This is a genomic window from Prescottella equi, from assembly GCF_020171745.1.
In the GTDB taxonomy this organism is placed as follows: domain Bacteria; phylum Actinomycetota; class Actinomycetes; order Mycobacteriales; family Mycobacteriaceae; genus Prescottella; species Prescottella equi_A.
This window is the reverse complement of the sequence record NZ_JAIVAH010000004.1, coordinates 324,524-346,782: the sequence shown is the minus strand read 5'-3', so window position 1 is coordinate 346,782 and position 22,259 is coordinate 324,524. Positions and strand designations below refer to the sequence as shown.

At 69.7% G+C, this 22,259-nt stretch carries 23 protein-coding genes; 12 read left to right on the top strand and 11 right to left on the bottom strand.

Annotated elements, in window-relative coordinates:
- Nucleotide 1 precedes the first annotated feature (1 nt).
- Nucleotides 2–613 carry a signal peptidase I gene (locus tag LCL87_RS03000; RefSeq protein WP_225016508.1) on the top strand — a complete coding sequence of 204 codons (612 nt, stop codon included), beginning with the start codon at nt 2–4 and terminating at the stop codon, nt 611–613.
- Nucleotides 606–1,604 (top strand): hypothetical protein, encoded by a 999-nt coding sequence (locus tag LCL87_RS02995; RefSeq protein WP_225016506.1) that lies wholly within the window; start codon nt 606–608, stop codon nt 1,602–1,604. The genes LCL87_RS03000 and LCL87_RS02995 overlap by 8 nt, the downstream gene beginning before the upstream one ends.
- A 150-nt stretch (nt 1,605–1,754) precedes the next feature.
- On the opposite strand, the gene LCL87_RS02990 is transcribed toward LCL87_RS02995, so the two are convergent.
- From LCL87_RS02990 to LCL87_RS02980, 3 genes are all read right to left on the bottom strand, one after another.
- Nucleotides 1,755–3,410 carry a thiamine pyrophosphate-binding protein gene (locus LCL87_RS02990; protein ID WP_225016503.1) on the bottom strand — a complete coding sequence of 552 codons (1,656 nt, stop codon included), beginning with the start codon at nt 3,408–3,410 and terminating at the stop codon, nt 1,755–1,757.
- Nucleotides 3,407–4,183: a cyclase family protein gene (locus LCL87_RS02985; protein ID WP_225016501.1), complete on the bottom strand. Its 777-nt coding sequence runs from the start codon at nt 4,181–4,183 to the stop codon at nt 3,407–3,409. The genes LCL87_RS02990 and LCL87_RS02985 overlap by 4 nt, the downstream gene beginning before the upstream one ends.
- A 128-nt stretch (nt 4,184–4,311) precedes the next feature.
- Entirely contained in the window at nt 4,312–5,214 is a 903-nt protein-coding gene (locus LCL87_RS02980; RefSeq protein WP_510850686.1) for a homoserine O-succinyltransferase, read from the bottom strand.
- A 245-nt stretch (nt 5,215–5,459) separates the two neighbouring features.
- Between LCL87_RS02980 and LCL87_RS02975 the strand changes: the two genes are divergently transcribed.
- Nucleotides 5,460–5,873, top strand: a complete 414-nt coding sequence (locus LCL87_RS02975) for a cold-shock protein (RefSeq protein ID WP_225016697.1) — start codon at nt 5,460–5,462, stop codon at nt 5,871–5,873.
- 73 nt (nt 5,874–5,946) lie between these two features.
- On the opposite strand, the gene LCL87_RS02970 is transcribed toward LCL87_RS02975, so the two are convergent.
- The 3 genes from LCL87_RS02970 to LCL87_RS02960 all read right to left on the bottom strand — a co-directional run bounded on the left by LCL87_RS02970 (nt 5,947) and on the right by LCL87_RS02960 (nt 9,093).
- Nucleotides 5,947–6,456, bottom strand: coding sequence for a DUF2771 family protein (locus tag LCL87_RS02970; protein WP_225016498.1), 510 nt, complete (start codon nt 6,454–6,456; stop codon nt 5,947–5,949).
- A 15-nt stretch (nt 6,457–6,471) separates the two neighbouring features.
- Entirely contained in the window at nt 6,472–8,193 is a 1,722-nt protein-coding gene (locus LCL87_RS02965; protein WP_225016495.1) for an MFS transporter, read from the bottom strand.
- 90 nt (nt 8,194–8,283) lie between these two features.
- Nucleotides 8,284–9,093: a glutaminyl-peptide cyclotransferase gene (locus LCL87_RS02960; RefSeq protein ID WP_225016494.1), complete on the bottom strand. Its 810-nt coding sequence runs from the start codon at nt 9,091–9,093 to the stop codon at nt 8,284–8,286.
- A gap of 51 nt (nt 9,094–9,144) precedes the next feature.
- On the opposite strand from LCL87_RS02960, the gene LCL87_RS02955 reads away from it, so the two are divergent.
- From LCL87_RS02955 to LCL87_RS02945, 3 genes are read left to right on the top strand one after another with little or no spacing between them, the layout of a single operon-like run.
- Nucleotides 9,145–9,972 (top strand): DUF3027 domain-containing protein, encoded by an 828-nt coding sequence (locus tag LCL87_RS02955; protein ID WP_225016696.1) that lies wholly within the window; start codon nt 9,145–9,147, stop codon nt 9,970–9,972.
- Nucleotides 9,969–12,722, top strand: coding sequence for a sacsin N-terminal ATP-binding-like domain-containing protein (locus tag LCL87_RS02950; protein ID WP_225016492.1), 2,754 nt, complete (start codon nt 9,969–9,971; stop codon nt 12,720–12,722). The genes LCL87_RS02955 and LCL87_RS02950 overlap by 4 nt, the downstream gene beginning before the upstream one ends.
- Nucleotides 12,719–13,276 carry a phosphatase PAP2 family protein gene (locus LCL87_RS02945; protein WP_225016490.1) on the top strand — a complete coding sequence of 186 codons (558 nt, stop codon included), beginning with the start codon at nt 12,719–12,721 and terminating at the stop codon, nt 13,274–13,276. Before LCL87_RS02950 ends, LCL87_RS02945 begins: the two co-directional genes overlap by 4 nt.
- 46 nt (nt 13,277–13,322) lie before the next feature.
- On the opposite strand, the gene LCL87_RS02940 is transcribed toward LCL87_RS02945, so the two are convergent.
- Nucleotides 13,323–13,571 (bottom strand): DUF2530 domain-containing protein, encoded by a 249-nt coding sequence (locus LCL87_RS02940; RefSeq protein WP_225016488.1) that lies wholly within the window; start codon nt 13,569–13,571, stop codon nt 13,323–13,325.
- Between the two features lie 81 nt (nt 13,572–13,652).
- Here LCL87_RS02940 and LCL87_RS02935 point away from each other — a divergent pair, with 81 nt between their 5' ends.
- The 3 genes from LCL87_RS02935 to LCL87_RS02925 all read left to right on the top strand — a co-directional run bounded on the left by LCL87_RS02935 (nt 13,653) and on the right by LCL87_RS02925 (nt 16,922).
- Nucleotides 13,653–15,143 (top strand): NCS2 family permease, encoded by a 1,491-nt coding sequence (locus tag LCL87_RS02935; protein ID WP_225016486.1) that lies wholly within the window; start codon nt 13,653–13,655, stop codon nt 15,141–15,143.
- A gap of 35 nt (nt 15,144–15,178) precedes the next feature.
- The gene (locus LCL87_RS02930) at nt 15,179–15,610 is read left to right on the top strand and encodes an Rv0880 family HTH-type transcriptional regulator (RefSeq protein WP_225016483.1); all 432 of its coding nucleotides are present in this window, start codon (nt 15,179–15,181) and stop codon (nt 15,608–15,610) included.
- Between the two features lie 94 nt (nt 15,611–15,704).
- A complete protein-coding gene (locus LCL87_RS02925) occupies nt 15,705–16,922 on the top strand; it encodes an MFS transporter (RefSeq protein ID WP_225016694.1) in 1,218 nt (405 codons plus the stop codon).
- On the opposite strand, the gene LCL87_RS02920 is transcribed toward LCL87_RS02925, so the two are convergent.
- Nucleotides 16,874–17,425, bottom strand: a complete 552-nt coding sequence (locus tag LCL87_RS02920) for a hypothetical protein (protein ID WP_225016482.1) — start codon at nt 17,423–17,425, stop codon at nt 16,874–16,876. The two genes, LCL87_RS02925 and LCL87_RS02920, sit on opposite strands and share 49 nt — an antisense overlap.
- Nucleotides 17,426–17,494: 69 nt before the next feature.
- Here LCL87_RS02920 and LCL87_RS02915 point away from each other — a divergent pair, with 69 nt between their 5' ends.
- From LCL87_RS02915 to LCL87_RS02905, 3 genes are read left to right on the top strand one after another with little or no spacing between them, the layout of a single operon-like run.
- Nucleotides 17,495–18,100 carry a TetR/AcrR family transcriptional regulator gene (locus LCL87_RS02915; RefSeq protein WP_225016481.1) on the top strand — a complete coding sequence of 202 codons (606 nt, stop codon included), beginning with the start codon at nt 17,495–17,497 and terminating at the stop codon, nt 18,098–18,100.
- 34 nt (nt 18,101–18,134) lie between these two features.
- Nucleotides 18,135–18,941, top strand: coding sequence for a TrmH family RNA methyltransferase (locus LCL87_RS02910; protein WP_225016479.1), 807 nt, complete (start codon nt 18,135–18,137; stop codon nt 18,939–18,941).
- Nucleotides 18,938–19,210, top strand: a complete 273-nt coding sequence (locus tag LCL87_RS02905) for a DUF2537 domain-containing protein (protein WP_225016476.1) — start codon at nt 18,938–18,940, stop codon at nt 19,208–19,210. Before LCL87_RS02910 ends, LCL87_RS02905 begins: the two co-directional genes overlap by 4 nt.
- A gap of 6 nt (nt 19,211–19,216) precedes the next feature.
- Here LCL87_RS02905 and LCL87_RS02900 read toward each other — a convergent pair whose 3' ends face one another.
- The 3 genes from LCL87_RS02900 to serC form a co-directional block, all read right to left on the bottom strand.
- A complete protein-coding gene (locus tag LCL87_RS02900; RefSeq protein WP_225016474.1) occupies nt 19,217–19,957 on the bottom strand; it encodes a DUF6928 family protein in 741 nt (246 codons plus the stop codon).
- A 5-nt stretch (nt 19,958–19,962) separates the two neighbouring features.
- The gene (gene sepH / locus LCL87_RS02895; protein ID WP_225016472.1) at nt 19,963–20,832 is read right to left on the bottom strand and encodes a septation protein SepH; all 870 of its coding nucleotides are present in this window, start codon (nt 20,830–20,832) and stop codon (nt 19,963–19,965) included.
- A 275-nt stretch (nt 20,833–21,107) separates the two neighbouring features.
- Nucleotides 21,108–22,226 (bottom strand): phosphoserine transaminase, encoded by a 1,119-nt coding sequence (serC, locus tag LCL87_RS02890; protein WP_225016470.1) that lies wholly within the window; start codon nt 22,224–22,226, stop codon nt 21,108–21,110.
- Nucleotides 22,227–22,259 lie beyond the last annotated feature (33 nt).

The window sequence follows — 22,259 nt, the reverse complement described above, 5'->3', positions numbered from 1 at the left end:
CATGTCCTCGACGTCGAACCACGATGTGCCTGGCGCGCCCCTGCGTCGGCGGGGTTGGCGTGAGATCGCACTGAATTTTGGCGCCGCTGCCGGCGTCGTGTGCATTGTCCTGGCCGCGGTATCGATCTTCTTCGGTATCACGCCACTGATCTTCCGCTCTGGGTCGATGTCGCCGACGATCGGCACTGGTGCCCTTGCCTTTGCGAAGACAGTCCCTGCCTCGGATGTTCAGGAGGGCGACATCATCAGTGTCGAGAACGCAGAAGGAGTGTCGATCACACACCGTGTGGTTTCGATCGATCCCTCGGGCGATGATGCCGCGACGGTGATCCTCAAAGGTGACGCCAACATGCAAGCGGACCCACTGCCGTACTCGATCACCGAAGTCAAGAAGGTGTTCGTCCATGTTCCGACGCTGGGCTACGTCGTGTCGTGGATGTCCAGTCGAGTGGCGATCTTTATCGGAGGGGTTCTGGCGGGTGTCTTGATGATGCTCGCGTTCGGCCCGAACCGATCTATCAGCGATACAACGCAAGCGACCAACGATGAAATGCCGGCCGGCGATGCCGCGGCCGATGAACTCTCGCCGCCACAGGAGGGCAGCCATGTCTGACCATTTCAAGCGTCGTCCCGTGCGCACGATTCTCGTCGGATGCGCGGCCGCCCTGACAGTCCTTGGCGTCTCACAAGCGGTGGAAACAAGCGCTGCCAGCACCGATACGGTGAACGCGACATCGGGATCGCTGTCCGCGGCCGCGAACGTGCTACCCCGGGCCACAGAGGCATGGTGCGACACCTACAAGAACGGCACACATGCCTTGCTCGACAATTATGATTCGCAGGTGAGTTTGACGCACATCAATCAGGCGTTCAACTATAGGATGTACGTGCTATATGACGGCTCAGTTGCGCAGACGCAGGCCAACAAGGATACATCGGGACTCAGTGTGGGCACTCGAATCTATTTCGACGGAGTGAGTGGAAATACTGTTGGTCGACGCACCAATAAGAACTACTATGTCCGAATTTATGCGGTGAATCGAATTAGCGGTGAGATGTCAGCGGACTGGATTGGCTGGACTTTGCACCAGCCAACTGTTTATCGAGTCAATTGCAGTGGTTCGGCTACTTCCGGTACGGGATTGCCGCCTGGAGTGACCAGCGCTAGCGAGATGGTCAACTTCGACCGGGGCGCGCCCACAACGGCGGAATCGACGACGGCTGCGCCGACCACGACATCAACTCCGACAACGACGGAATCGACGACGGCTGCGCCGCCCACGACATCAACTCCGACAACGACGGAATCTGCAACGACGGAATCTACAACGACGGAGCTGACAACCACGCTGAGTACGACAGCAGCGCCGACCACCACGACGGCGCAACCTCGTCCGGCTGCAAGCACGATCGATTTGGGCGATGGACTGTCGGCGAAGCTGATCGACGGCAATCTCGTCATCCTCGCTGCCGGTTTGGAACAGTGCAGTGCGAGCGTTAGTGGCGCGGAGAAGATCGCCGACCACGGCGACGGCAGAATCGCTGTTGGCGGCAGCGACGACGGTGTCCGCTACGTCGACACCGCCAACTGCGCGATCAGCTGACCAAACCTCTTCAGGCGGATTCCGGTGCACCTCACGGTCACTGGAATCCGCCCGAATCTGTTCGGCTGATGTGGAAGTCGAGCAGGTCAGCCGATGCCGCTTGTCTCGCTGTTGCGCATTCTTCAGCCGAGAACAAGACGGATCGTCGAGTCAGTGCCCCTTGAACGCCTCCGCCAGCCACCACGCGCCCCCGTCGGAGCTCACCTTCGCATCGATGAGCAACGGCCGAACCCTCGGACCCGCGACCCACGCGCGCGCGGCATCAAGGTCGGCGACCGAGCGTACCGTGACGGCCTCGGCTCCGTACCCCCGGGCTATCGCCGCAATGTCGGTGTCCGGGAACGTGACTGCCGAATGATCGGTGCCGGGGGCGTCGAAGTGGTGGACCTCCGCGCCGTACGCGCTGTCGTTGTAGACCACCAGCACCATCGGCAGACCCAGCCTCACGACGGTCTCCAGCTCGGAGATCCCCATCAGGAACCCGCCGTCGCCCAGCGCCGCGACCGGCAGCCGATCCGGTTGCGCCAGCGCGGTTCCGATCGCCGTCGCCAGGCCCAGCCCGATCGACTGGAACGCCTGGGTGAAGTTGAAGCCGAACTCGTCCGGCACGCCCAGGTACGCGCTGGGGTAGCCCATGAAGTTGCCCGAGTCCACCGACACGGTCCGCTCCCGCGGCAGGATCGCGTCCAGCTCCCGGGAGAGCAGGCGCGGGTCGATCGTCGTCTCCGTCGACAGATCGTCGAAAGCAACGTCGTTCCAACGGCCCTGCGCCGCAATGCGGCCCCGCACCTCATCGCTGCGGTAGCCGGCCCGCGCGGGGCCGACGGCGTCGAGCGCCGCGACCGCGGTCTCGCGGCAGTCGCCGAGCACACCCAGGTCGATTGGCCGGTTCGCGCCCAGCGCCTCGTCCTCGACGTCCACCTGCACGACGGTGGCGTCGGCGCCGATCAGCCAGCCGTGCCGCATCGTCCACATGTTCAGCGCGCAGCCCCAGCCGACGATCAGGTCGGCGCCGGCGATCAGCTCCGCCGTGAGCGGGCAGGAGAAGCCGCCGGAGATGCCCAGTGAGAACGGATTCCCCTCGAACAAACCGTTGGCCACCGCCGACGTCGCCACCAGCGCGCCGGTGCGCTCGGCCAGCGCCGCGAGCTGCGGGCCCGCGTCGCGGGCACCGCGACCGGCCACGAACACCGGCCGCTCGGCGCGCTCGAGCAGCGCCACCAGTGACGTCAGTGCGCCCGCGTCCGGGCGCACCCGCTGGATCGGTGGCAGCAGCGGCACCGCCCACGAGTCGGGGACGGCCTGCTCCTGCACGTCCAGCGGCAGACTCAGAACGACCGTCCGCCGCTCGCGCACCGCGGTGCGGTAGGCGCGGACGGTGTCGGCCACCGCCGACGCCGCCGAATGCACCCGCTCGGCCACCGCACCGACGCTGCGTGCCAACGCATCCTGGTCGATCCGGAAGTTCGACCGCACCGCCGAACCCGCGGTGTCCGCGGTGAGCACGATCAGCGGGGTGCGGCTCTTCGCGGCCTCGCCGATGCCGGTGATCGCGTTGGTGAGCCCGCAGCCCTGATGGGTGGTGACCACCGCCGGCAGTGCCGACAGCCGCGAGTAGGCGTCGGCCATCGTCGCCGCGCCGCCCTCGTGCCGGGCCGCGACGAACGGCACCCCGGCCGCGATCAGCGCGTTGGTGACCGCGAAGTTGCCGCTGCCCACCACCCCGAACGCGTGCCCGACGCCGAGCTCGGCGAGGGTGGCGCCGACCAGCTGCGCGACGGTGAATCTGGAAGCAGTGGAACTCATGCCTGTTCGACCAGTGCGAACACGCGGGCCGGGCTGCCGGTGCCGCCGACGATCGGCAGCGGCGACGCCACCAGCACCGCGCCCAGCGTCGGCAGCTTGTCGACGTTGCGCAGCTGCGTCAGGCCGTACTTGTCGTTGCCGAGCAGGTAGTAGTGCGCCGGGAACATTGGGTCGAAGCCGCCCGCGATGCCCGCGTCGATGCCCACCGTCTCCACCCCGAGACCGGTGATGGGGCTCTGCTCGGCCAGCCACTTCGCGGCCGCCGCCGAGACGCCGGGGGTGTGCGGGCCGTCGGCGTCGGCGTTCGCGAACCGCACCGGATCGCTGCCGCGCTCGGCCCACCCGGTGCGCAGGATCAGCCAGGCGCCGTCCGGCAGCGGCCCGTTCTCCGCCTGCCATGCCTCCAGGTGCTCCACCTCGAGCACGAAGTCCGGGTTCGCCTCCACCTCGGCGGTGACGTCGACGACCGCGACCGGGCCGATCAGCCGCTCCGGCGGGATCTGGTCGACGCTGGCGCCGTCGCGTCCGGTGATCCAGTGCGTCGGCGCATCCAGGTGGGTGCCGGTGTGCTCGCCGGTGTGCAGGTTGTTCCACGCCCACGCCGGGCCGTCGTCGTCGAAGTTGCTGACCGTCTCCAGCCGTGCCGGAATGGTGTTCGCGAACGGCTCCGGCAGATGCAGCACGGGCGTCTCCGAGCTCAGCGGCGCGGTGAGGTCGAGCACCTCGATGCTCTTGGAGCCGATCTTGGTGAGCAGGTCGTTCAGCGTCGTCACGGCGTGGTCCTCACTGTCGTCGAAAGTCCGTGCGCACCAGTATCGGGCACGCCGCGCACGGACCGACCGCCTGGTCGCAAGAACTACGGGTAGGACTGCTTCCTTGTCGACGGGACCGGCTCAGCCGGTCAGACCTGGTCCGGAATGAACGGTGTCTCCTGGTAGACGCAGTAGTTCAGCCAGTTGGAGTACAGCAGGTGTCCGTGGCCGCGCCATCGGTTGAGCGGGGCGGCGGCGGGGTCGTCGCCGGGGAAGTAGTGCGCCGGCGGTGGGACCGGCAGTCCCTGCTCGCTGTCGCGGAGGTATTCACGCGCCAGGGTGTCCGCGTCGTACTCCGGGTGGCCGGTCACGAAGACCTGGCGGCCGTCCGCGGTGGCTGCCAGGTAGACCCCGGCCTCCTCGCTCACCGCCAACACGTCGACCTTGCCGGTGGCCTCGATGTCGGCGGCGTGGATATCGGTGTGCCGTGAGTGCGGCGCCAGGAACTCGTCGTCGAACCCGGTGACGATCGGAGATGGCGCCCCGGTGAGCCGATGGGAGAAAACGCCGGAGATCTTCTGTGGGACTTCGTGTTTGCGGACACCGTAGTGGTGGTAGAGGGCTGCCTGCGCACCCCAACAGACGTGCAGGGTCGACTGCACGGCGCTGCGGGCCCAGTCGAGGATCTTGGTCATCTCCGGCCAGTAGTCGACGTCCTCGAAGTCGAGCTTCTCGATGGGCGCCCCGGTGATGATGAGGCCGTCGAAGTGCATGTGGGCCACGTCATCGAAAGTCGAGTAGAACGCTTCGAGATGCTCTGCAGAGGTGTTACGCGAGACATGGCTGGCCATGTGCAGCAGGGTGATCTCGATCTGCAGCGGACTATTGCTGAGCAACCGCAGCAGCTGCGTCTCGGTGCTGACCTTCGTCGGCATCAGATTCAAGATGGCGATCCGCATAGGGCGAATATCCTGATGTCCGGCACGCTCGTCGGACATTACGAAGACTCGCTCCGCCTCCAGGATGGCCCTGGCGGGAAGATCGCGCGGCATGGTGACAGGCATCGCCCAGCAGCATAGTCCGCGTCCAGTTGCCTGCAGGGCCCGGAGCTTCACGACTGCTGAAACCGACATCGGCTACGCGTCACGCGGCGGGAAACGAGGATGCCTGTGACCGGGCCAGACGGGTACACTCGGGCATTCACGCGTCCCGCACTCCGAGTGGGGCGCGTTGTTTTGCATAGATACACGCGCGCGCTCAACGAGGAGCGCGGCAGGCAGATGAGCAGGTGAACACGGTGCCTAGCGGCAAGGTGAAGTGGTACGACGTCGAGAAGGGCTTCGGCTTCCTGTCCCAGGACGAGGGCGAGGACGTCTACGTCCGCGCGTCCGCGCTGCCCGGCGACGTCGAGGGACTCAAGGCCGGCCAGCGCGTCGAGTTCGACATGGCCGCCGGCCGCCGCGGCCCGCAGGCGCTCAAGGTCCAGGTGCTCGAGCCGGCCCCGACGCTGCGTCAGGGCGGCGGCGCCCGCAAGGAGGCCGTGGCCCGCAAGCACTCGCCCGACGAGCTGCACGGCATGGTCGAGGACATGATCACGCTGCTCGAGGCCAAGATCCAGCCGGACCTGCGCAAGGGCAAGTACCCGGACCGCAAGACCGCGCAGCGGATCTCCGAGGTGGTACGCGCCGTCGCGCGCGAGCTCGACAGCTAGTCGACCACGACACGAAACGGGCGCCCTCCGGTGAAGATCACCGGAGGGCGCCCGTTTCGGTCGTTGCGTCGAATCAGGAAGCGGGAGCGACCACACCGCCACCGGGCAGCGGCATCGTCTGCAGCGCCCACACCGGGGCCAGCCCGCCCTGCGCGGGAAGCTGGATGATGGCGCTGATCAGCTGCTCGCCGGGGGCGCCGGGCACGGTCACGGCCCAGGCGTCGCCGGGCTTGTAGTCGCGGTAGCCCTCGTAGATCTCACCGGTCTTCGGGTTGCCGATCTGCACGTTCAGGCGCCAATCCGAGTCGGCGATCTCCTTGGGCAGCGACAGCTGCAGCGGGTAGCCCTCGGGCACGTGCAGTTCGACGATCTCGAGGCCCTCGCACTGCAGCGACGGGTCGCAGAAACCGGGCGCCACGCTGACGGTCTCCTGCTTGGAGTACGCGGTGATGGTCGGCAGCTTCTCCTCCGACTGTCCGACGAGGTATGCCACGACTCCGGCCAGACCTGCAGCCGCCACGATCACCACCGCGGCGATCAGCGCAAGAATCTTCTTCGTCCGGTCCTGCATCATGAAATCCATTTCTCGTTCGGTGTATCAGTCGGCACGAGGGCTGTGGCCGACGGTGGTCTCCTGGTTCACGTGCTCGGGACGCTTGCCGCCGAGGCCGGGCAGCAGCGAGCCACCGCGATACGTCAGCACGGTCTGCACCAGCCCGATCGTAAGCACCACCGAGACGACGGTGAAACCGATCCACAGTTCGGTGGGCAGCAGGACGCCCATCGCGCCGCCGATGACCCAGCTGAGCTGCAGCACGGTCTCGGACCGGCCGAAGCCGGACGCGATGGACTCCTCGGGCAGGTCCTGCTGCAGCGACGCGTCGAGCGAGACCTTCGCGAGCGCGCTGGCCGCGGACGCCACCAGCGCGGCCAGCGCCGCGGTGAGCAGGTTGCCGGTGATCGCGGCGAGGATCGCGACGACCGTGACGGCGATGGTGCACCGCACGACCATCATCGCCGGTCGGCCCAGTTCGAGGCGGGCGCCGGCGGCGTTGCCGGCGAAGTTGCCGATGCCGGCGGCGGCGCCGACCAGACCCAGCATCGCGGCCTGCATGATCGCCTCGTGTTCGGTGTTGGCCTTGGCGACGAACGCGATGTAGAGCGTGAGGAAGCCGGTGAGCACCCGGATGGTGCCGTTGCCCCACAGCCCGGTGACGACCGTGCGGCCGAGGGGTTGGCGGCGCTTGTCGGGTTTGACGCCCGCGACGGCGGCGGCGTCGATCAGTTCGGTGGGGGAGTCGTCCCCGTGGAAGGCGAGTTTGGCCGGCACCTCGCCCTCGGTGACCTCGACCCACGCCGGGATCCGCATGCTCAGGTAGGCGCCGAACACGGTGATCACGGCGGTCAGGCACAGAGCGCCCGTGGAACCGGTGAGGAACGCGAGCGCGCCCGCCAGCGCGCCGGCACCGATGGTGCCGCCGATCAGGCCGAACACCGTCAGCCGCGAATTGACTCGCACCAGGTCGATCTCCGGTGGTAGCACGCGTGGCGTCACCGCGCTCTTGAGTACGGCGAACGACTTGCTGAGCACCATCATGCCCAGCGCACACGGGTACAACGCCCAGCTGTCGAAGTTGAAGATCAGCACGATCGCCAGCTGGGTCCGCAGCGCGAACGACGACGCCAGCGCGATCCGGCGGCCCCGCTGCAGACGGTCGAGCGCCGGCCCGATCAGCGGCGCGATCACCGCGAACGGCGCGATCGTGATCAGGAGGTACAGCGCAACCTTGGTCTTGTCCTCGCCCGTCGCCGCGGAGAAGAAGAGGGTGTTCGCGAGCGCGACCGCGACGGTCGCGTCGGTCGCGAAGTTCGCCATCACCGCGTACGTCATCGCGGTCAGCCCCGACTTGTCGGCGCCGTCCGCGGTCGCGGCCCGCCGGAACGTGGCGATGCCCTTGTTGGTGAGCTCGCGGCCCCGCATCGCGGCCACCCGGGTGACCGTCAGCTTGCGCGGCATGGGGCGCGGCTTGGGGGCGTCGGCCTCGGGGGACTCAGGACGTTCGGGGCCCGCGCCGTCCGCCTCGGCGTCGATCCGGCGGGTCTCCTCCGCCGGCCGCGACGCGAAACGCTCGGTGGGCTGCTCGATGCGTTCGGTGCGCGCCGACCGGTCCACCGGGTGCAGCGGCGGCAACGGCGCCTTACGCCCGTTGACCCGCTGCGACGGCGGATAGTTCTCGAAGCCGGGGTGACGTCGCGGCGAAGGATCCTGCGGGTGAGGCCCACGCCGAGAGGCGTCGTGGGGGTCGCGGGGTCCGGTCACCCCTCAATTCTGTCCTAGTCCCCGGACATTGCACGACACGGGCGGTCCGTTCCTGCTCGCTCGGACGTGTCGGAGCCCGGCGAGACGCACTCAGCCGACGAAGCGGACCTCGAACATCCGCGGCCACAGCTTCCCCGTCACGAGGAACCGGTCGGTGCCGGGGATCTGCGCGATGCCGTTGAGCACGTCGATGCCGCCCCGCTCGCCGGACGGCAGTGCGTCCTTCAACGCCGCCGCATCGATCCGGCCGGTCACGATGCCGGTCGCCGGGTCGATCCGCACGATGGTGTCGGTGGTCCACACGTTCGCGTACACCGAACCGTCGCTCGCGCACTCGAGTTCGTTGAGCTTGTCGATCGGCCGGCCGTCGAGCGTGACGTCGACCGAACCGATCTCCGCGAACGTCTCGGGGTCACGGAAGGTGAGCGCGTCGGAACCGTTGCTCATCACCAGCCGGTCGGGCTGCGTGCACAGCCCCCAGCCCTCGCCGTCGTAGTCGACGGTCCGGCGCTGCGCGAGGGTGTCGCGGTCGCGCTCGATCGCCACCCCGTCCTTCCACGTGATCTGCCACACCGTGTCGCCGACGACGGTGATGCCCTCGCCGAACATCGGCCGCGGGAGGTCGGCGCGGGCCTGCTCGGCGCCGGTGTCGAGCGCGGTCGCCCGCACCCACGACTGCCCCACCCGCCCGGTGCTCTCGAACAGCGTGCCGTCGGAGATCTCCAGGCCTTGCGTGAACGCGGACGGATCGTGCGGGAGTTCCCGGACGATCTCCGGATGCATCCGTTCGGCGATCGTCGCGCCCGCCGGCGGGGTGCTGCCCGAGCACCCGGTGAGCAGAGCGACGGCCGCCGCGGACACCGCAATCGCGGCCCGGGCGGGGGTGCTACGCAGATTCACTCGCCCAGCATGGCAGCCCACACGAGCACAGACGGGACCGAGTGCGGCAAGATGGACACCGTGAGTGTTACGTCGTCTCCCGAGAGCGCCGTCGTGCGCCCCGTCCTCGCCGATGCCGTCGAGCTTGCTCGCACGGCACTGGTCGACCTCGGAGAGGGAGGAGTGGGCAGATACCTCGGCGTGACCGCCGAGGACGACTGCGCCGCCACTCACCGCTTCGACGCCGAACTTCCCGGCTACCGCGGCTGGCAGTGGGCCGTGGTGGTGGCCGCGGTGCCGGACTCCGATCACGTCACCGTCAGCGAACTCGCGCTGCTGCCCGGGCCGGACGCGCTCGTCGCGCCCGAGTGGCTGCCGTGGGACGAGCGGATCCGCCCCGGCGATCTCTCTCCCGGCGACCTGCTGGCGCCGCGGGAGAACGACCCGCGGCTGGTGCCCGGCTACGTCGCCACCGGCGACCCCGAGATCGACGACGTCGCGTTCGAGGTGGGCCTGGGACGCAAGCAGGTCATGAGCCGCGAGGGCCGCCTCGACTGCGCTGCCCGCTGGCACGACGGCGACTTCGGCCCCGACTCCGAGATGGCCAAGGCCGCGCCCTCGACGTGCGACCTGTGCGGCTTCTACCTGCCGCTGTCCGGTTCGCTGCACGCCGCGTTCGGCGTGTGCGGCAACGAGATGGCCGCCGACGGGCACGTCGTGCACGCCGCGCACGGCTGCGGCGCGCACTCCGACACCACGCTGCCCACCGGCGCCGGGTCCCCGCGCTACGACGCCTACGACGACGGCGCCGTCGAGATGGTGCAGATCGAGCGTGTCGAGCCGGCCGTCGAGGCCGCCGAGTCTTCGGACGCTCCCTCGGACACGACCTCAACCGATTGACCGACCCCTTCGGTACCGACGCGCTGCGCGAGGGCACGCTCCTCGCGTGGCGCAACTCCCCGACGCGGCTGCGTGAGGATGCCGCCGCGGAGGCAGACCTCGTCCGGGCCGGATACCGCGACCGGCTGCTGACCGAACTCGCGCAGAACGCCGCCGACGCGGCCGCCCGGGCCGGCGTGCCCGGGACGCTGCGCGTCGAACTGCACGGCGACGTGCTGCGGATCGCGAACACCGGCGCCCCCCTCGACGTCGAAGGCGTGCAGGCGCTCGCCGCGTTGCGGGCCTCCGGGAAGTCCACCGGGGTGGGACGGTTCGGCGTCGGCTTCACCGCCGTCCGCTCGGTGAGCGACGAGATCGAACTCCGCTCCACCAGCGGGTCGCTGCAGTTCTCCGCCGTACGCACCCGCGCCGAGATCGCCGAGGCGGGCCTGGAGCCGCCGACGTCGGGCATCCCGGTGCTGCGCCTGGTGTGGGCCACCGACGAGACCCCGGCCGCCGGGTTCGACTCCGAGGTGGTGCTGCACCTACGCCCCGACGTCGACGGCGCCGCGTTGCTGTCCGGCTTCGCCGCCGAGGCGCTCGACCTGCTGCTGGAACTGCCCGCGCTCGAGACGATCACGGTGGGTGAGCGCACGCTGCACCGCACGAGCCGCGATCTCGACGGCGGACTCACCGAGGTCACCGTCGGCGACCGCACCTGGTGGCAGTACGCCACCGACACCGCGCGCTGGCTGGTGCCCGTGGTGGACGGCCGCGTCCGCCCCGTCGCCGAGGACGTGCTGCGCGCGCCCACCCGGTCCGACGAGGAACTGTCGCTGCCCGCGCTGCTCATCGCCGACGTCCCGATGCAGCCCGACCGCCGACGCCTGCTGCCCGGTGCGCCGCTCGCCCGCGTCGCGGACGGCTACGCGCGGTTCGTCGCCGCGCTGCCCCGCGACCAGCGTCTGGATCTGGTGCCGCTGCCCGGGTTCGCCCGCAGCGAGGCCGACGCGGCCCTGCGGGAGGCAGTGCTGGCCGATCTGCGGACCCAGCCGTGGGTGCCGCCCGCCGAAACCGGCTCCGATGCAAAGGATCTCGTTCCCAATCGGGCGAGCGTGCTGTCCGGGCTCACCCGGGAACTGGCCGACGCGCTCGCCGACGTCGTGCCCGGCCTGGTGGATCCGGACCTGTCCGGCCCGCGGCACGCTGCGGCGCTGGCCGCGGTCGACGTGCACCGCTTCGGGCTGGCGCGCATCGCGGAACTGCTCGGCGGGCACAGCCGCGAACCGTCGTGGTGGCACGCCGTCTACGACGCGCTCGAGCCGCTGGTGGTGGACGCGCTGGCGGTGGAAGAGCTTGCCGCCGTTCCCGTTCCGCTCGCGGACGGCCGCACCGTCACCGGCCCGCGCACCGTCGTCACCGGCACCGACCTGGGGCACGCGCTGGGCGATGCCGCGTCCGCCCTGGACTGGGTGCGGTTGGTGCACCCGGACGCCGCGCACCCGCTGCTGAACCGGTTGGGCGCGCAGCGCGCCACCGCCGGCGACCTGCTGTCGGATCCCGCGCTGCAGGCCCGGATCGAGGACCTCGACTACGACGATCCCGGCGAGACAACCGAACTCGCGTCGGCCGTGCTCGCGCTCGTGACGCTCACCGCGCCCGACGCCCGGCCGCCGTGGCTCGGCGAACTGCCGCTGCCCGACGCCGACGGCGAACTGGTGCCGGCCGACCAACTGCTGCTGCCCGGCGCGCCGCTGGCCGACGTGCTGGACGACGACTCGCCGTTCGCGACCGTCGACGCCGCGCTCGTCGACCGGGTGGGCGCGGAGGCGCTGCGCGCCGTGGGCGTCGGCTGGGGTTTCACGGTGCTGCGCGCCGAACTGCCCACCGGACCCGAACACGACCTCGACGACGAGGACGCCTGGTGGGACACCCTCGCCGACGACCCCGAGACCCTGATCGCGGTCCGTGACCTCGACCTGGTCGACCCGGACCGCTGGCCGAGGGCGCTGACCTTGCTCGCCGCGGAGCCCGACACCGCGGCCGCGCTCACCGACCGTGCCGGCTACACCGCGTGGTGGCTGCGCACCCACGCCGAGATCGACGGCCGTCCGCTGGGACTGCTCCGCGCCGCCGACGACGACACCTTCGCCGGGCTGCTCGACGTCCTCGACCATCCCGACGCCCCGGCCCTGGCGGCCGCGCTGGCCCCGCGGACAGTCGACGACAACGCGCTCGCCGTAGTCCTGCTCGACCGCCTCGCCGACGCCGCCCGCACGCCCACCCCCGACGTCACGACCCGCGCCCACCGCCTGCTCGCCGACGCCGCCGGGCGCGGCGTGCTCGACCTCGACGACCTGGACCTGCCCGCGCAGGTCCGCAGCCTCACCGGCGCCGTCGTCGACCCCGACGTCGCGCTCGTGCTCGACCGCGCGCACCTCGCGGCCGTCGTCCCGCCGGAGCGGCTGGTGCTCGGCGCGCTCGACACCGCCGCGGCCCTCGCCGACCTGCTCGACCTGCCGCTCGCGTCGGCCGCGCTCGAGGCGCGCGTCGTCGGCGACGGCCGGCCGAGCACGTGGGACCGGGAGCCCGGCGCGGTGCTCGCGTGCACGGCGCTGGGCCTGCCGCTGCCGACCGGTGACGTCGTGGTGCACGACGATCTCGTGGTGCGGCTGGGCGGCGCGCTCGACGGCGACGTCGCGGTGCCGTTCTGGATCGACGACGACGGCCGCGCCCACTTCCGGCGCCGGCCGGCGGGGGAGCGGCGATGACGGACATGGACCAGTCGGTACTGAACTGGATGCTCGACATCCGCACCCCCGGCCTGACGGACGTGGTCACCGTGATCACCCACAGCGGCGGCACCGTCGCCGCGTTCGTGATCTCGACGGTCGTGACGGTCGCGCTGCTGCTCCGCCGGTACACCGCGGAGGCGGTGATGGTCGCGGGCGCGATGCTGTCCGGGTGGGCGGCGATGAGCCTGCTCAAACTATTGTTCGGGCGTGAACGTCCGCCGGTGCCGGAGCGTCTCGTCGAACTCGACAGCTACTCGTTCCCGTCGGGGCACGCGATGATGTCGGCGATCCTCGCGTGCGTGCTCGGCGCCGTCGTCGTGCGTCTCGTCGCGCCCGGCGTCCGGCGGATCGGACTGCTCGTGCTGCTCGGCTGCTACACGCTCGCCGTCGGACTTTCCCGCGTCTACCTGGCCGCGCACTGGCTCACCGATGTGCTGGCCGGATGGGCGTTCGGGATCGCGTGGGCCGCGCTGTGGATCTGGGCGATCAGCCGCCGCAGCCGCGGCCGGACACGCGCGGATGCCCTGTGAGATCAGTCACCGGGTAAACAGGTTGCGGCAGAACGGGCCCGGCCGGTCAGACGAGTCCCTGCTGCGCGCCACGCCGGCCGCGCCGTGCCGCGCCGCGTTGGACGAGGAACAAGCCGAATCCGAGGAGGCCCAGCGCGATTCCGGCATAACAGACCGGTAGCGCTGCACTCCATCGGTCGCCGGCCGCGAGCACCACGACGGTCGCCACGATCCACGCGAGGGTTCCCACCGCCAGTACCGGGCGCGGGTCGGACAGGCGCTCCACGAGCGTCGGCGTGCTATGGATTTCGGTCACACGATTAAGTTACCCGTGCGTCGGTGCCCTAATCTGCCAGGTGCGAAACCCCACTTCCCGGCGATTGGACCGAAACACGACATGGCGGTTACCGACAAAACCACCGAGCCCACGCGGCCGTCGGCACCCTCGCGGATGCTCGACACCTATTTCAAGATCAGCGAGCGGGGCTCGACCATCAGCACCGAGGTCCGCGGCGGCCTGGTCACGTTCGTGGCCATGGCCTACATCGTGGTCCTCAACCCGCTGATCCTCGGTAGCTTCTCGGCCGACGACGCCGTCGCCAAGACCGACGTGCTCGGCAACATCCTTCCCGTCAGCCAGGTCGCCGCCGTCACCGCGCTCGTCGCGGGCCTGATGAGCATCGCCTTCGGCATCATCGCGAACTATCCGTTCGGTATCGCCGCGGGCCTCGGCATCAACAGCCTGCTCGCCGTCACGATCGCCCCGCAGGTGACGTGGCCCGAGGCGATGGGTCTGGTCGTCATCGACGGCATCATCATCGTCGCGCTGGCCGCGACCGGCTTCCGCACCGCGGTGTTCAACGCGATCCCGCGTGAACTCAAGGCCGCGATCGCCGCCGGCATCGGCATGTTCATCGCCTTCATCGGCCTCGTCGACGCCGGTTTCGTCCGCCGCATCCCCGACGCCGCCGGCACCACGGTCCCCGTCGGCCTCGGCATCAACGGCTCGATCTCGGCGTGGCCGACGGTCGTGTTCATCTTCGGCGTCCTGCTCATGGGCATCCTCGTCGTGCGCAAGGTCCGCGGCGGTCTGCTGATCGGCATCGTCGTCACCACCGTGCTCGCCGCGATCCTCGAGGCCGTCTTCGACATCGGCGCCTCGAAGGGCGTCGACCCCCAGGGCTGGAACCTCAGCGTTCCCACGATGCCCGACGTCTTCGCGCAGATGCCCGACCTGAGCCTGGTCGGCGATGTCAGCCTGTTCGGCGCGTTCACCCGCATCGGTGTCATCGCCGCCAGCCTGCTCGTGTTCACGCTGGTGCTCGCCAACTTCTTCGACGCCATGGGCACCATGACCGGCCTCGGCAAGGAAGCGAAGCTGGCCGACAAGGACGGCAACCTGCCCGGTATCGGCAAGGCCCTGATCGTCGAGGGCGCCGGCGCCGTCGTCGGTGGTGGCGCGTCCGCGTCGTCCAACACGGTGTTCGTCGAGTCCGCGTCCGGCATCGCCGAGGGCGCTCGCACCGGCCTCGCCAACGTCGTCACCGGCACGCTGTTCCTGGCCGCGATGTTCCTGACCCCGCTGTACTCGGTGGTCCCGATCGAGGCGGCCGCACCGGCCCTGGTCGTGGTGGGCGCGTTGATGATCGGTCAGCTGCGCGAGATCGACTTCAGCAAGTTCTCGATCGCCCTGCCGGCGTTCCTCACCGTCGTCACGATGCCGTTCACCTACTCGATCGCCAACGGCATCGGCATCGGCTTCATCTCCTACGTCGTCCTCGCGGCCGCGGGTGGCAACGCCAAGAAGATCCATCCGCTGCTGTGGATCGTCGCCGCACTGTTCGTCGCATACTTCGCGGTCGGCCCCATCACTGACGCCGTTACGTGATTGGCGGGGCGCGAGTTCCCGTATTGTTCGAAGTTGTGACAACGGATACTCGCGCCCTTGCCAGCGACCTTTCCCTAGCGGTGGTGCGCCTCACGCGCCACCTACGGGGACGGCGGGCGGACGCACAGGTGACGCTGACGCAGCTGTCCGCGCTCGTCACGCTCAGCGCCGAAGGCCCCATGACCCCGGGCGCCCTCGCGGCCCGGGAGAAGGTCCAGCCGCCGTCGATGACCCGGGTCATCGCCTCCCTCGCGGACGTCGGACTGGTCGACCGCACACCGCATCCCACCGACGGCCGGCAGATCATCGTGTCGCTGTCGGATGCCGGGCACGCCCTCATCGAGGGCGAGACCCAGGCCCGTGAGGCGTGGATGACCGAGAAGCTGTCCGGCCTCGATGCCGCCCAGCTGGACACCCTGCGCGACGCCGTCACGATCATCAGTTCCCTGGTCTCCGAGAACGACTGACCTCTCCACCCGAAACCGGTCAGCGGGATGTATTCCCCGCTGACCGGTTTCGCGTGTGCAAGATCGCGGGGTGCCAACCGATCTCGCGCCGTCGATGTTCGCCGCGCTGCGCTCCCGCAACTACCGGTACTGGACGGCCGGTCAGATCGTGTCCCTCGTCGGGACCTGGATGCAGCGGATCGCGCAGGACTGGCTGGTCCTGACCCTCTCCGGCGGAGACGGTTTCGCGGTGGGCGTCGTGATGGCCCTGCAGTTCGGGCCGACGCTGTTCCTGTCGATGTACGGCGGGGTGCTCGCCGACCGCTACGACAAGCGGCGCATCCTGATGATCTCGCTGGTCGCGATGGCGTCGTTCGGGTTGATCCTCGGACTCCTCGACGTCGGCGGTGTGGTGCAGTTGTGGCACGTGTACGTGCTGGCGTTCGCGCTCGGCTGCGTCACGGCCCTCGAAACCCCGGTGCGCCAGTCGTTCACGATCGAGATGGTCGGCCCCGACCGATTGGCCAACGCAATCGCGTTGAACTCCATGATGTTCAACGCCGCCCGCATCGTCGGGCCGGCGATCGCCGGCGTGCTCATCACGCTGATCGGCACCGGCCCGGTGTTCCTCGTGAACTCCGTGTCGTTCGTCGCCGTCTTCGCGTCGTTGCTGTGGATGCGGGTGGACGAACTCACCCGGTCCGCGCCCGCGCCGCGCGCCAAAGGCCAGGTGCGTGAAGGTTTCCAGTACGTCCGCGGCAGAGCGGACCTCACCGTCGTCCTCCTCACCGTGTTCGTGGTCTCCACGTTCGGGCTCAACTTCTCGCTCACGCTGGCGGTCCTGGCCCGCAACACCTTCGACAAGGGCGCCGACGCCTTCGGCCTGCTCTCGACGATGCTGGCGGTCGGCATGCTCGCCGGCGCCACCCTCGCCGCGCGGCGGGCGTCGACCCCCACCGTCGGCTGGTGTCTCGGCGCCGCCGTCGGATTCGGCGTCCTCGAGACCGCCATCGGCCTGGTGCCGTCGTACGTCGCGGTCATCGTGCTGCTGGTGCCCACCGGCGCGCTCGTCCTCACGTTCTCGACGGCCGCGATGAGCATCCTGCAGATGTCGGTGCCCGCCGAGATGCGGGGCCGGGTGATGGGCATGTACATGCTCGCGTTCCTCGGCGGCACCCCGCTGGGCAGTCCGGTGCTGGGCTGGCTCGCCGACGCCGTCGACCCCCGCGCCCCGCTGGTGATCGGCGGCGTCGTCTCGCTGGTCGCGGGCCTGGCCGCCGCGGTCTACGTGCGGCGCTCGGCCACCTTCGGGCGGGCGGGAAACAGCGTGTAACTGAGCGCGATCACGCCCCAGATGCCGAGCACGGCGGTGAGCGTGCGGATCCAGTCGGACAGCGCCGCGGTGCGGGCCGGATCGCCGACCATCGCGATCGCGCCGAGCAGTAGACCGCTCGCGATGCCCCACGCCACCAGGGCCTTGCCGAATTCGCGCCACTCGCGGATCGCCCGCGCCTTCCCGTGGCGCGGTGGACGTACCGGTGCGGGCCCGCCCGCGAAGCGGTGGGCGAAGCGGGCGTCGGCCCAGCGGATGATGCTGTGCCCGAACGCGACCGAGAAGCCGATGTACGCGGCGGCCAGGCCGTGGCTCCACGACGCCTCGGCCCCGCCGCGCAGGTCGATCGTGGTGGCAACCAGCAGCACCACGTCCACCAGGGGAGCGCCGACGAGCAGTACCGCGCCGAGCGTGGGGCGGCGCAGGAGGTAGCGGGCCGTCAGGCCGGCGCCGAGGAACACCCAGAAGAGGATCTCGCACGCGACGATCAGCTGCACGATCATGTCCGCCCCATTTCTAGTACGACTGTGTTAGTCGGTTCGAAACTAGCACGACTGTGTTAGTTTGGCGATGTGGTGAAGCGAACCAGTACCGAGGCCCGGCGCGAGGAGATAGCCGACGCGGTCCTTCGGGTGATCCGCCGCGACGGCATCGGCGCCGCCAGCGTGCGGACGATCGCCGACGAGGCCGGGTTGTCCACCGGTTCGCTGCGGCACTTCTTCGGAACCCAGTCCGACCTGCTGCTGTTCGCCATGGAACTGATCACCAAACGGGTCTACGAACGCCTCGCCGCGATCGGGTTCACCGGAGACCTGCGCGCCGACGCCCGACTACTGGCCGAACAGTTCGTCCCGCTCGACGACGACCGGCGCGGCGAGATGGACGTCTGGCAGGCGTTCGTGGTGGCGGCGCGGACGGATCCCGCCCTCGCCGAGGTGCGCGACCGCACCGACCGGGAGATGTACGAGGGGTTCCTGCGGATCGTGGGCCCGCTGCAGGACGCGGGGCTGCTCGTGCCGGGTGCGTCGGCGGAGGTGGAGGCGATGCGGTTGCACGCCCTGGTCGACGGTCTCGCCGCGCACGGCGTCAACCACCCCCGCCGGATGAACGCCGACCGCATCCATGCCGTCCTCGACGCCCATTTCGCGGCGCTTTTCGGGGGTCGGGGCACCGTGTAGCCGAACGTCGGGTCCGGTACGGCACGATGGATCCGTGGTTCACGTCATCGACATTGCAGACCCCGACGACCCGCGGTTGGGCGACTACCGCGATCTGAACTCGTCGGATCGCCGCCCTGACCTGCCCGGCGGCAAGGGGCTGGTCATCGCGGAGGGCGTGCTGGTGGTCCAGCGCATGCTCGGCTCCCGCTTCGCGCCGAACAGCCTGCTGGGTGTCGATCGCCGGTTGGGGGAGCTGTCGGCGGACCTCGCGGGCGTGGACGTGCCGTTCTACCGGACCACCGCCGACGTCATGGCGCAGGTGGTGGGCTTCCACCTCAACCGCGGTGTGCTCGCCGCCGCGAACCGCCCGCCCGAGCTTGATGTCGAGGACGTGCTGCGCGGCGCCCGCACCGTCGCGGTGCTCGAGGGCGTCAACGACCACGAGAACATCGGCTCGATGTTCCGCAACGCGGCCGGCCTCGGGGTGGACGCCATTCTGTTCGGGGCATCCGTCGCCGACCCGCTGTACCGGCGCGCGGTGCGGGTGTCGATGGGGCATGCGCTGCGGGTGCCGTTCGCGCAGATCCCGGAATGGCCACGCGGGTTGAACATTCTGCGCGACAGGGGCTTCCAGCTGGTATCGCTCACCCCCAACCCGTCCGCGCCGACACTCGCGGAGGCGATGACGGGCGACAAGGTTGCCCTGCTGCTCGGCGCCGAGGGGCCTGGCCTGACGGAGGAGGCCATGCGCGCCACCGACGTTCGCGCCCGCATCCCGATGGCCCGGGGCACCGACTCGCTCAACGTGGCGACTGCGGCGGCGATGGCGTTCTACGAGCGCATCCGGGCCGGATCGTGACGGCGTCCGTGGATCCGACCCCGTGGGCGACGGGTCTGCTGGTCAGTGCGTTCGCCGCGGTCGTGACGCTGGTCGGGGTGGTGGCGTTCGGCGTCACCCTCGCGCACATCCATCCGCTGCTCACGGTGGGGTTCAACCTGGTGGCGGTCGGCGGCGCCGCACCCACCGTGTGGCGGTGGCGGAACCTGCCGGTGTGGCGCTGGGTGGTGTACGGGGTAACTGCTGGTGTCGTATCCGGTTGGATCACACTGCTTTTCGAGATCCTCTAGCGGGCGTCAGCTCTCGCGTCGGAACAGTCGCGCGAACAGCGATCGCCGCGGCGGCCGGGCCGCCTGCTCGGCCCGTGCCTGCTCGGCGCGTAGCTTCTCCTGCACCCGCCGCACCGATTCCGGAACCTGACCGGGCGGGTGGACGGCGAAGCGGCACACCGTGATCGACGACAGGTCCAGGGCGTCCCCGAGCCACGCGGCCGGTGCCGCCTCCGCGAACGCGCCCGGATCGAACGGCAGCGTCTGCGGATCCGGCAACACGTCCATCATCGGCGGTGCCGGATGCTCGCCGGCCCAGTACGGTCGCTCCCACACCTGCGGCAGACCGAGATCCTCGATGATGTGCACCGGGGTCGCGCTGAACGAACGCTTGAGTTCGTCGTTCTCCCAGTGCGCGAACGCACCCCACGACCCGGCCGCCATGTGCGTGGTCGACGAACTCAGGTACGTGTGCGCGGCCCCCGTCGGACGGATCCAGTGCTCGACGAGCGTCGACGGCGTCGGCGGCAATGCCTCGCCCGTGCGAACCACGGCGACGCCCGGATAGCAGCCGACGACCACCTCGCCGGGTTCGGGTTTCACGGCGTCGGACAGTTGCTCGTCGCCGAGGTAGGCGATGTCGAGTCCCGGGTGGAGCGCCGCGGCGAGTTCGCGGGCGGCCTCCCGGTCCGGCGTCGTCCCGCGCACTACCGCGACGGGTTCGGTGGCGTCGACGTACCAGATCGTCGAGGAGGTGACCCCCAGCACCGGCGTCAGCCGCGCCCGTTGCTCCGCACGCCCAGCAGAACGTCGTCCCAGGACGGCAGGGCGGGCTTGCCGCGCTTGTCCTTACCCGGCGTCTGCTGCGGCGCAACCTTGGGATGATCGTGCTCGGCCTCGTCCGCGACAACAACTTCGACGTCGTCGGACTCGTTGTCCGCCAACGTGATCGGGGGCTCCACGGACTGCACGGACTGCTCTGCGGTCTCGTGCTCGTGATCCTGCTCGAAATCCGCCGGCCCGTAGACCGGGTTGGTCGGCACCGGCGCGAGCCCGCGTCGACCGAAATCGGGGTCGACGAGCTGGACCGCGGTGTCGTCGAGCGCGGTGATGGTGCCGCCGTGCGCGTCCGGCTGGTACCGCCAGTGCGCAGTGTTGGTCGTGCGGCCGGTCTGCCACTGCAGTTGGGCGACCCAGAAGCCGTCCTCGTCCTTCCACGCGTCCCACGCGATGGCGCTGTTCTCGTGGCCGCGGGCCTTGAACGCCAGCGTCACGATCTCCGAAAGGGTGTGGACGGCGGGGCCGTCCGGGCGCACCGGATGTCCGGCCTGCGCCATCTCCGCGGCCCGCGCGCGCTCGAGCAGCACGGGGTACGCGAATCGGTCCACCTTGGCGTGTGGGATACCCGCCTGCTCGGCGACCTGTTCGACGGACGCGCCGGCACGGATGCGGGCCTGGATCTCACGGGGGCGGAGCTGACTGTCCATTTCGATCTCAATCTGGCCGAGTCGAGCGATGTCCCCGCGGGAGGCCGCGCGGAGCTTGTCATCGGCTGGTAGCCGGAACTTCTCGCCGGTGTCTGGATCAGAACACACCACGTGCGCGCCGCCAGGCTCGAGACCAATTACTCGCAGCTCCCGCACGTTCGTCCTCCTCATCGCGCCGACTCGCGATCACGTCAAGATCGACTGTAATTCATCCGTGACCCGCGCGCAGGAAAGACACGCGCGCCGTATATCACTCTCCCCGGGCGTTTTGCGCACTTATCGACGCGTCGCGGGTGTGATGAGCGCGACAAGTGCGCAAAGCGCGGGAGGCGGGGTGGACCGGGGGAGATGCAGAGGCGAGATGCGGAGAGGGCGGGCACGCTTGCGCGTGCCCGCCCTCGTCAGCGGAAAGCCCTACGACCCGGCGGAAATCAGCCGAGCTGCGAGACGACCCAGTCGATGCTCTTGGTCAGCTGCGAGATGTCCTCGGGATCGATCGCCGGGAACATGCCGATGCGCAGCTGGTTGCGGCCCAGCTTGCGGTACGGCTCGGTGTCGACGATGCCGTTGGCGCGCAGGATCTTCGCGACCGCGGCCGCGTCGACCGAGTCGGCGAAGTCGATGGTGCCGACGACCTGCGAGCGGTTGGCCGGATCGGTGACGAACGGCGTCGCGTACTCCGAGGCCTCGGCCCACGAGTACAGGCGATCCGACGAATCCTTGGTGCGCGCGGTGGTCCAGTCCAGGCCGCCGTTGGAGTTCATCCACGCGATCTGGTTCTCGAACATGAGCAGCGTTGCGAGCGCCGGGGTGTTGTACGTCTGGTCCTTGGTGGAGTTGTCGACCGCGATGGGCAGCGACAGGAACTCCGGGGTCCAGCGGCCCGACGCCTTGATCTCGGCGACGCGCTCGAGCGCGGCCGGGCTCATCAGCGCGATCCACAGGCCACCGTCGGCGGCGAAGCACTTCTGCGGCGCGAAGTAGTAGACGTCCGCGTCGGCGGCGTTGACCGGCAGACCGCCGGCACCCGAGGTGGCGTCGATCGCGATGAGCGCGTTCTCCGAGCCCGCCGGGCGAGTGACCGGCACGGCGACACCCGTCGAGGTCTCGTTGTGCGCCCAGCCGATGAGGTCGACGGAACCGTCGGCGACGATCGCCGGCGCGGTGCCCGGATCGCTCGACACGACGATCGGGTCGCCGATGAACGGGTTGCCCTTGGCGACCGACGCGAACTTCGACGAGAACTCGCCGTACGTGAAGTGCTGCGAGCGCTCACGGATCAGACCGAACGCGGCCGCATCCCAGAACGCGGTGGAGCCGCCGTTGCCGAGGACGACCTCGTAGCCCTCGGGCAGCGAGAACAGGTCGCGCAGACCCGAACGCACGCGCGCGACGACGTCCTTGACGGGCTTCTGCCGGTGGCTGGTGCCGAACACCGAGGCGCCGACGTCGACCAGGGACTGCAGCTGCTCCGGGCGGACCTTCGAGGGTCCGCAACCGAAGCGGCCGTCGACGGGCTTGAGGTCGGCGGGGATGATCGGAGTGCTCATCGGTGCGAGGTGTCCTTCTCGGTTGTGGTGATG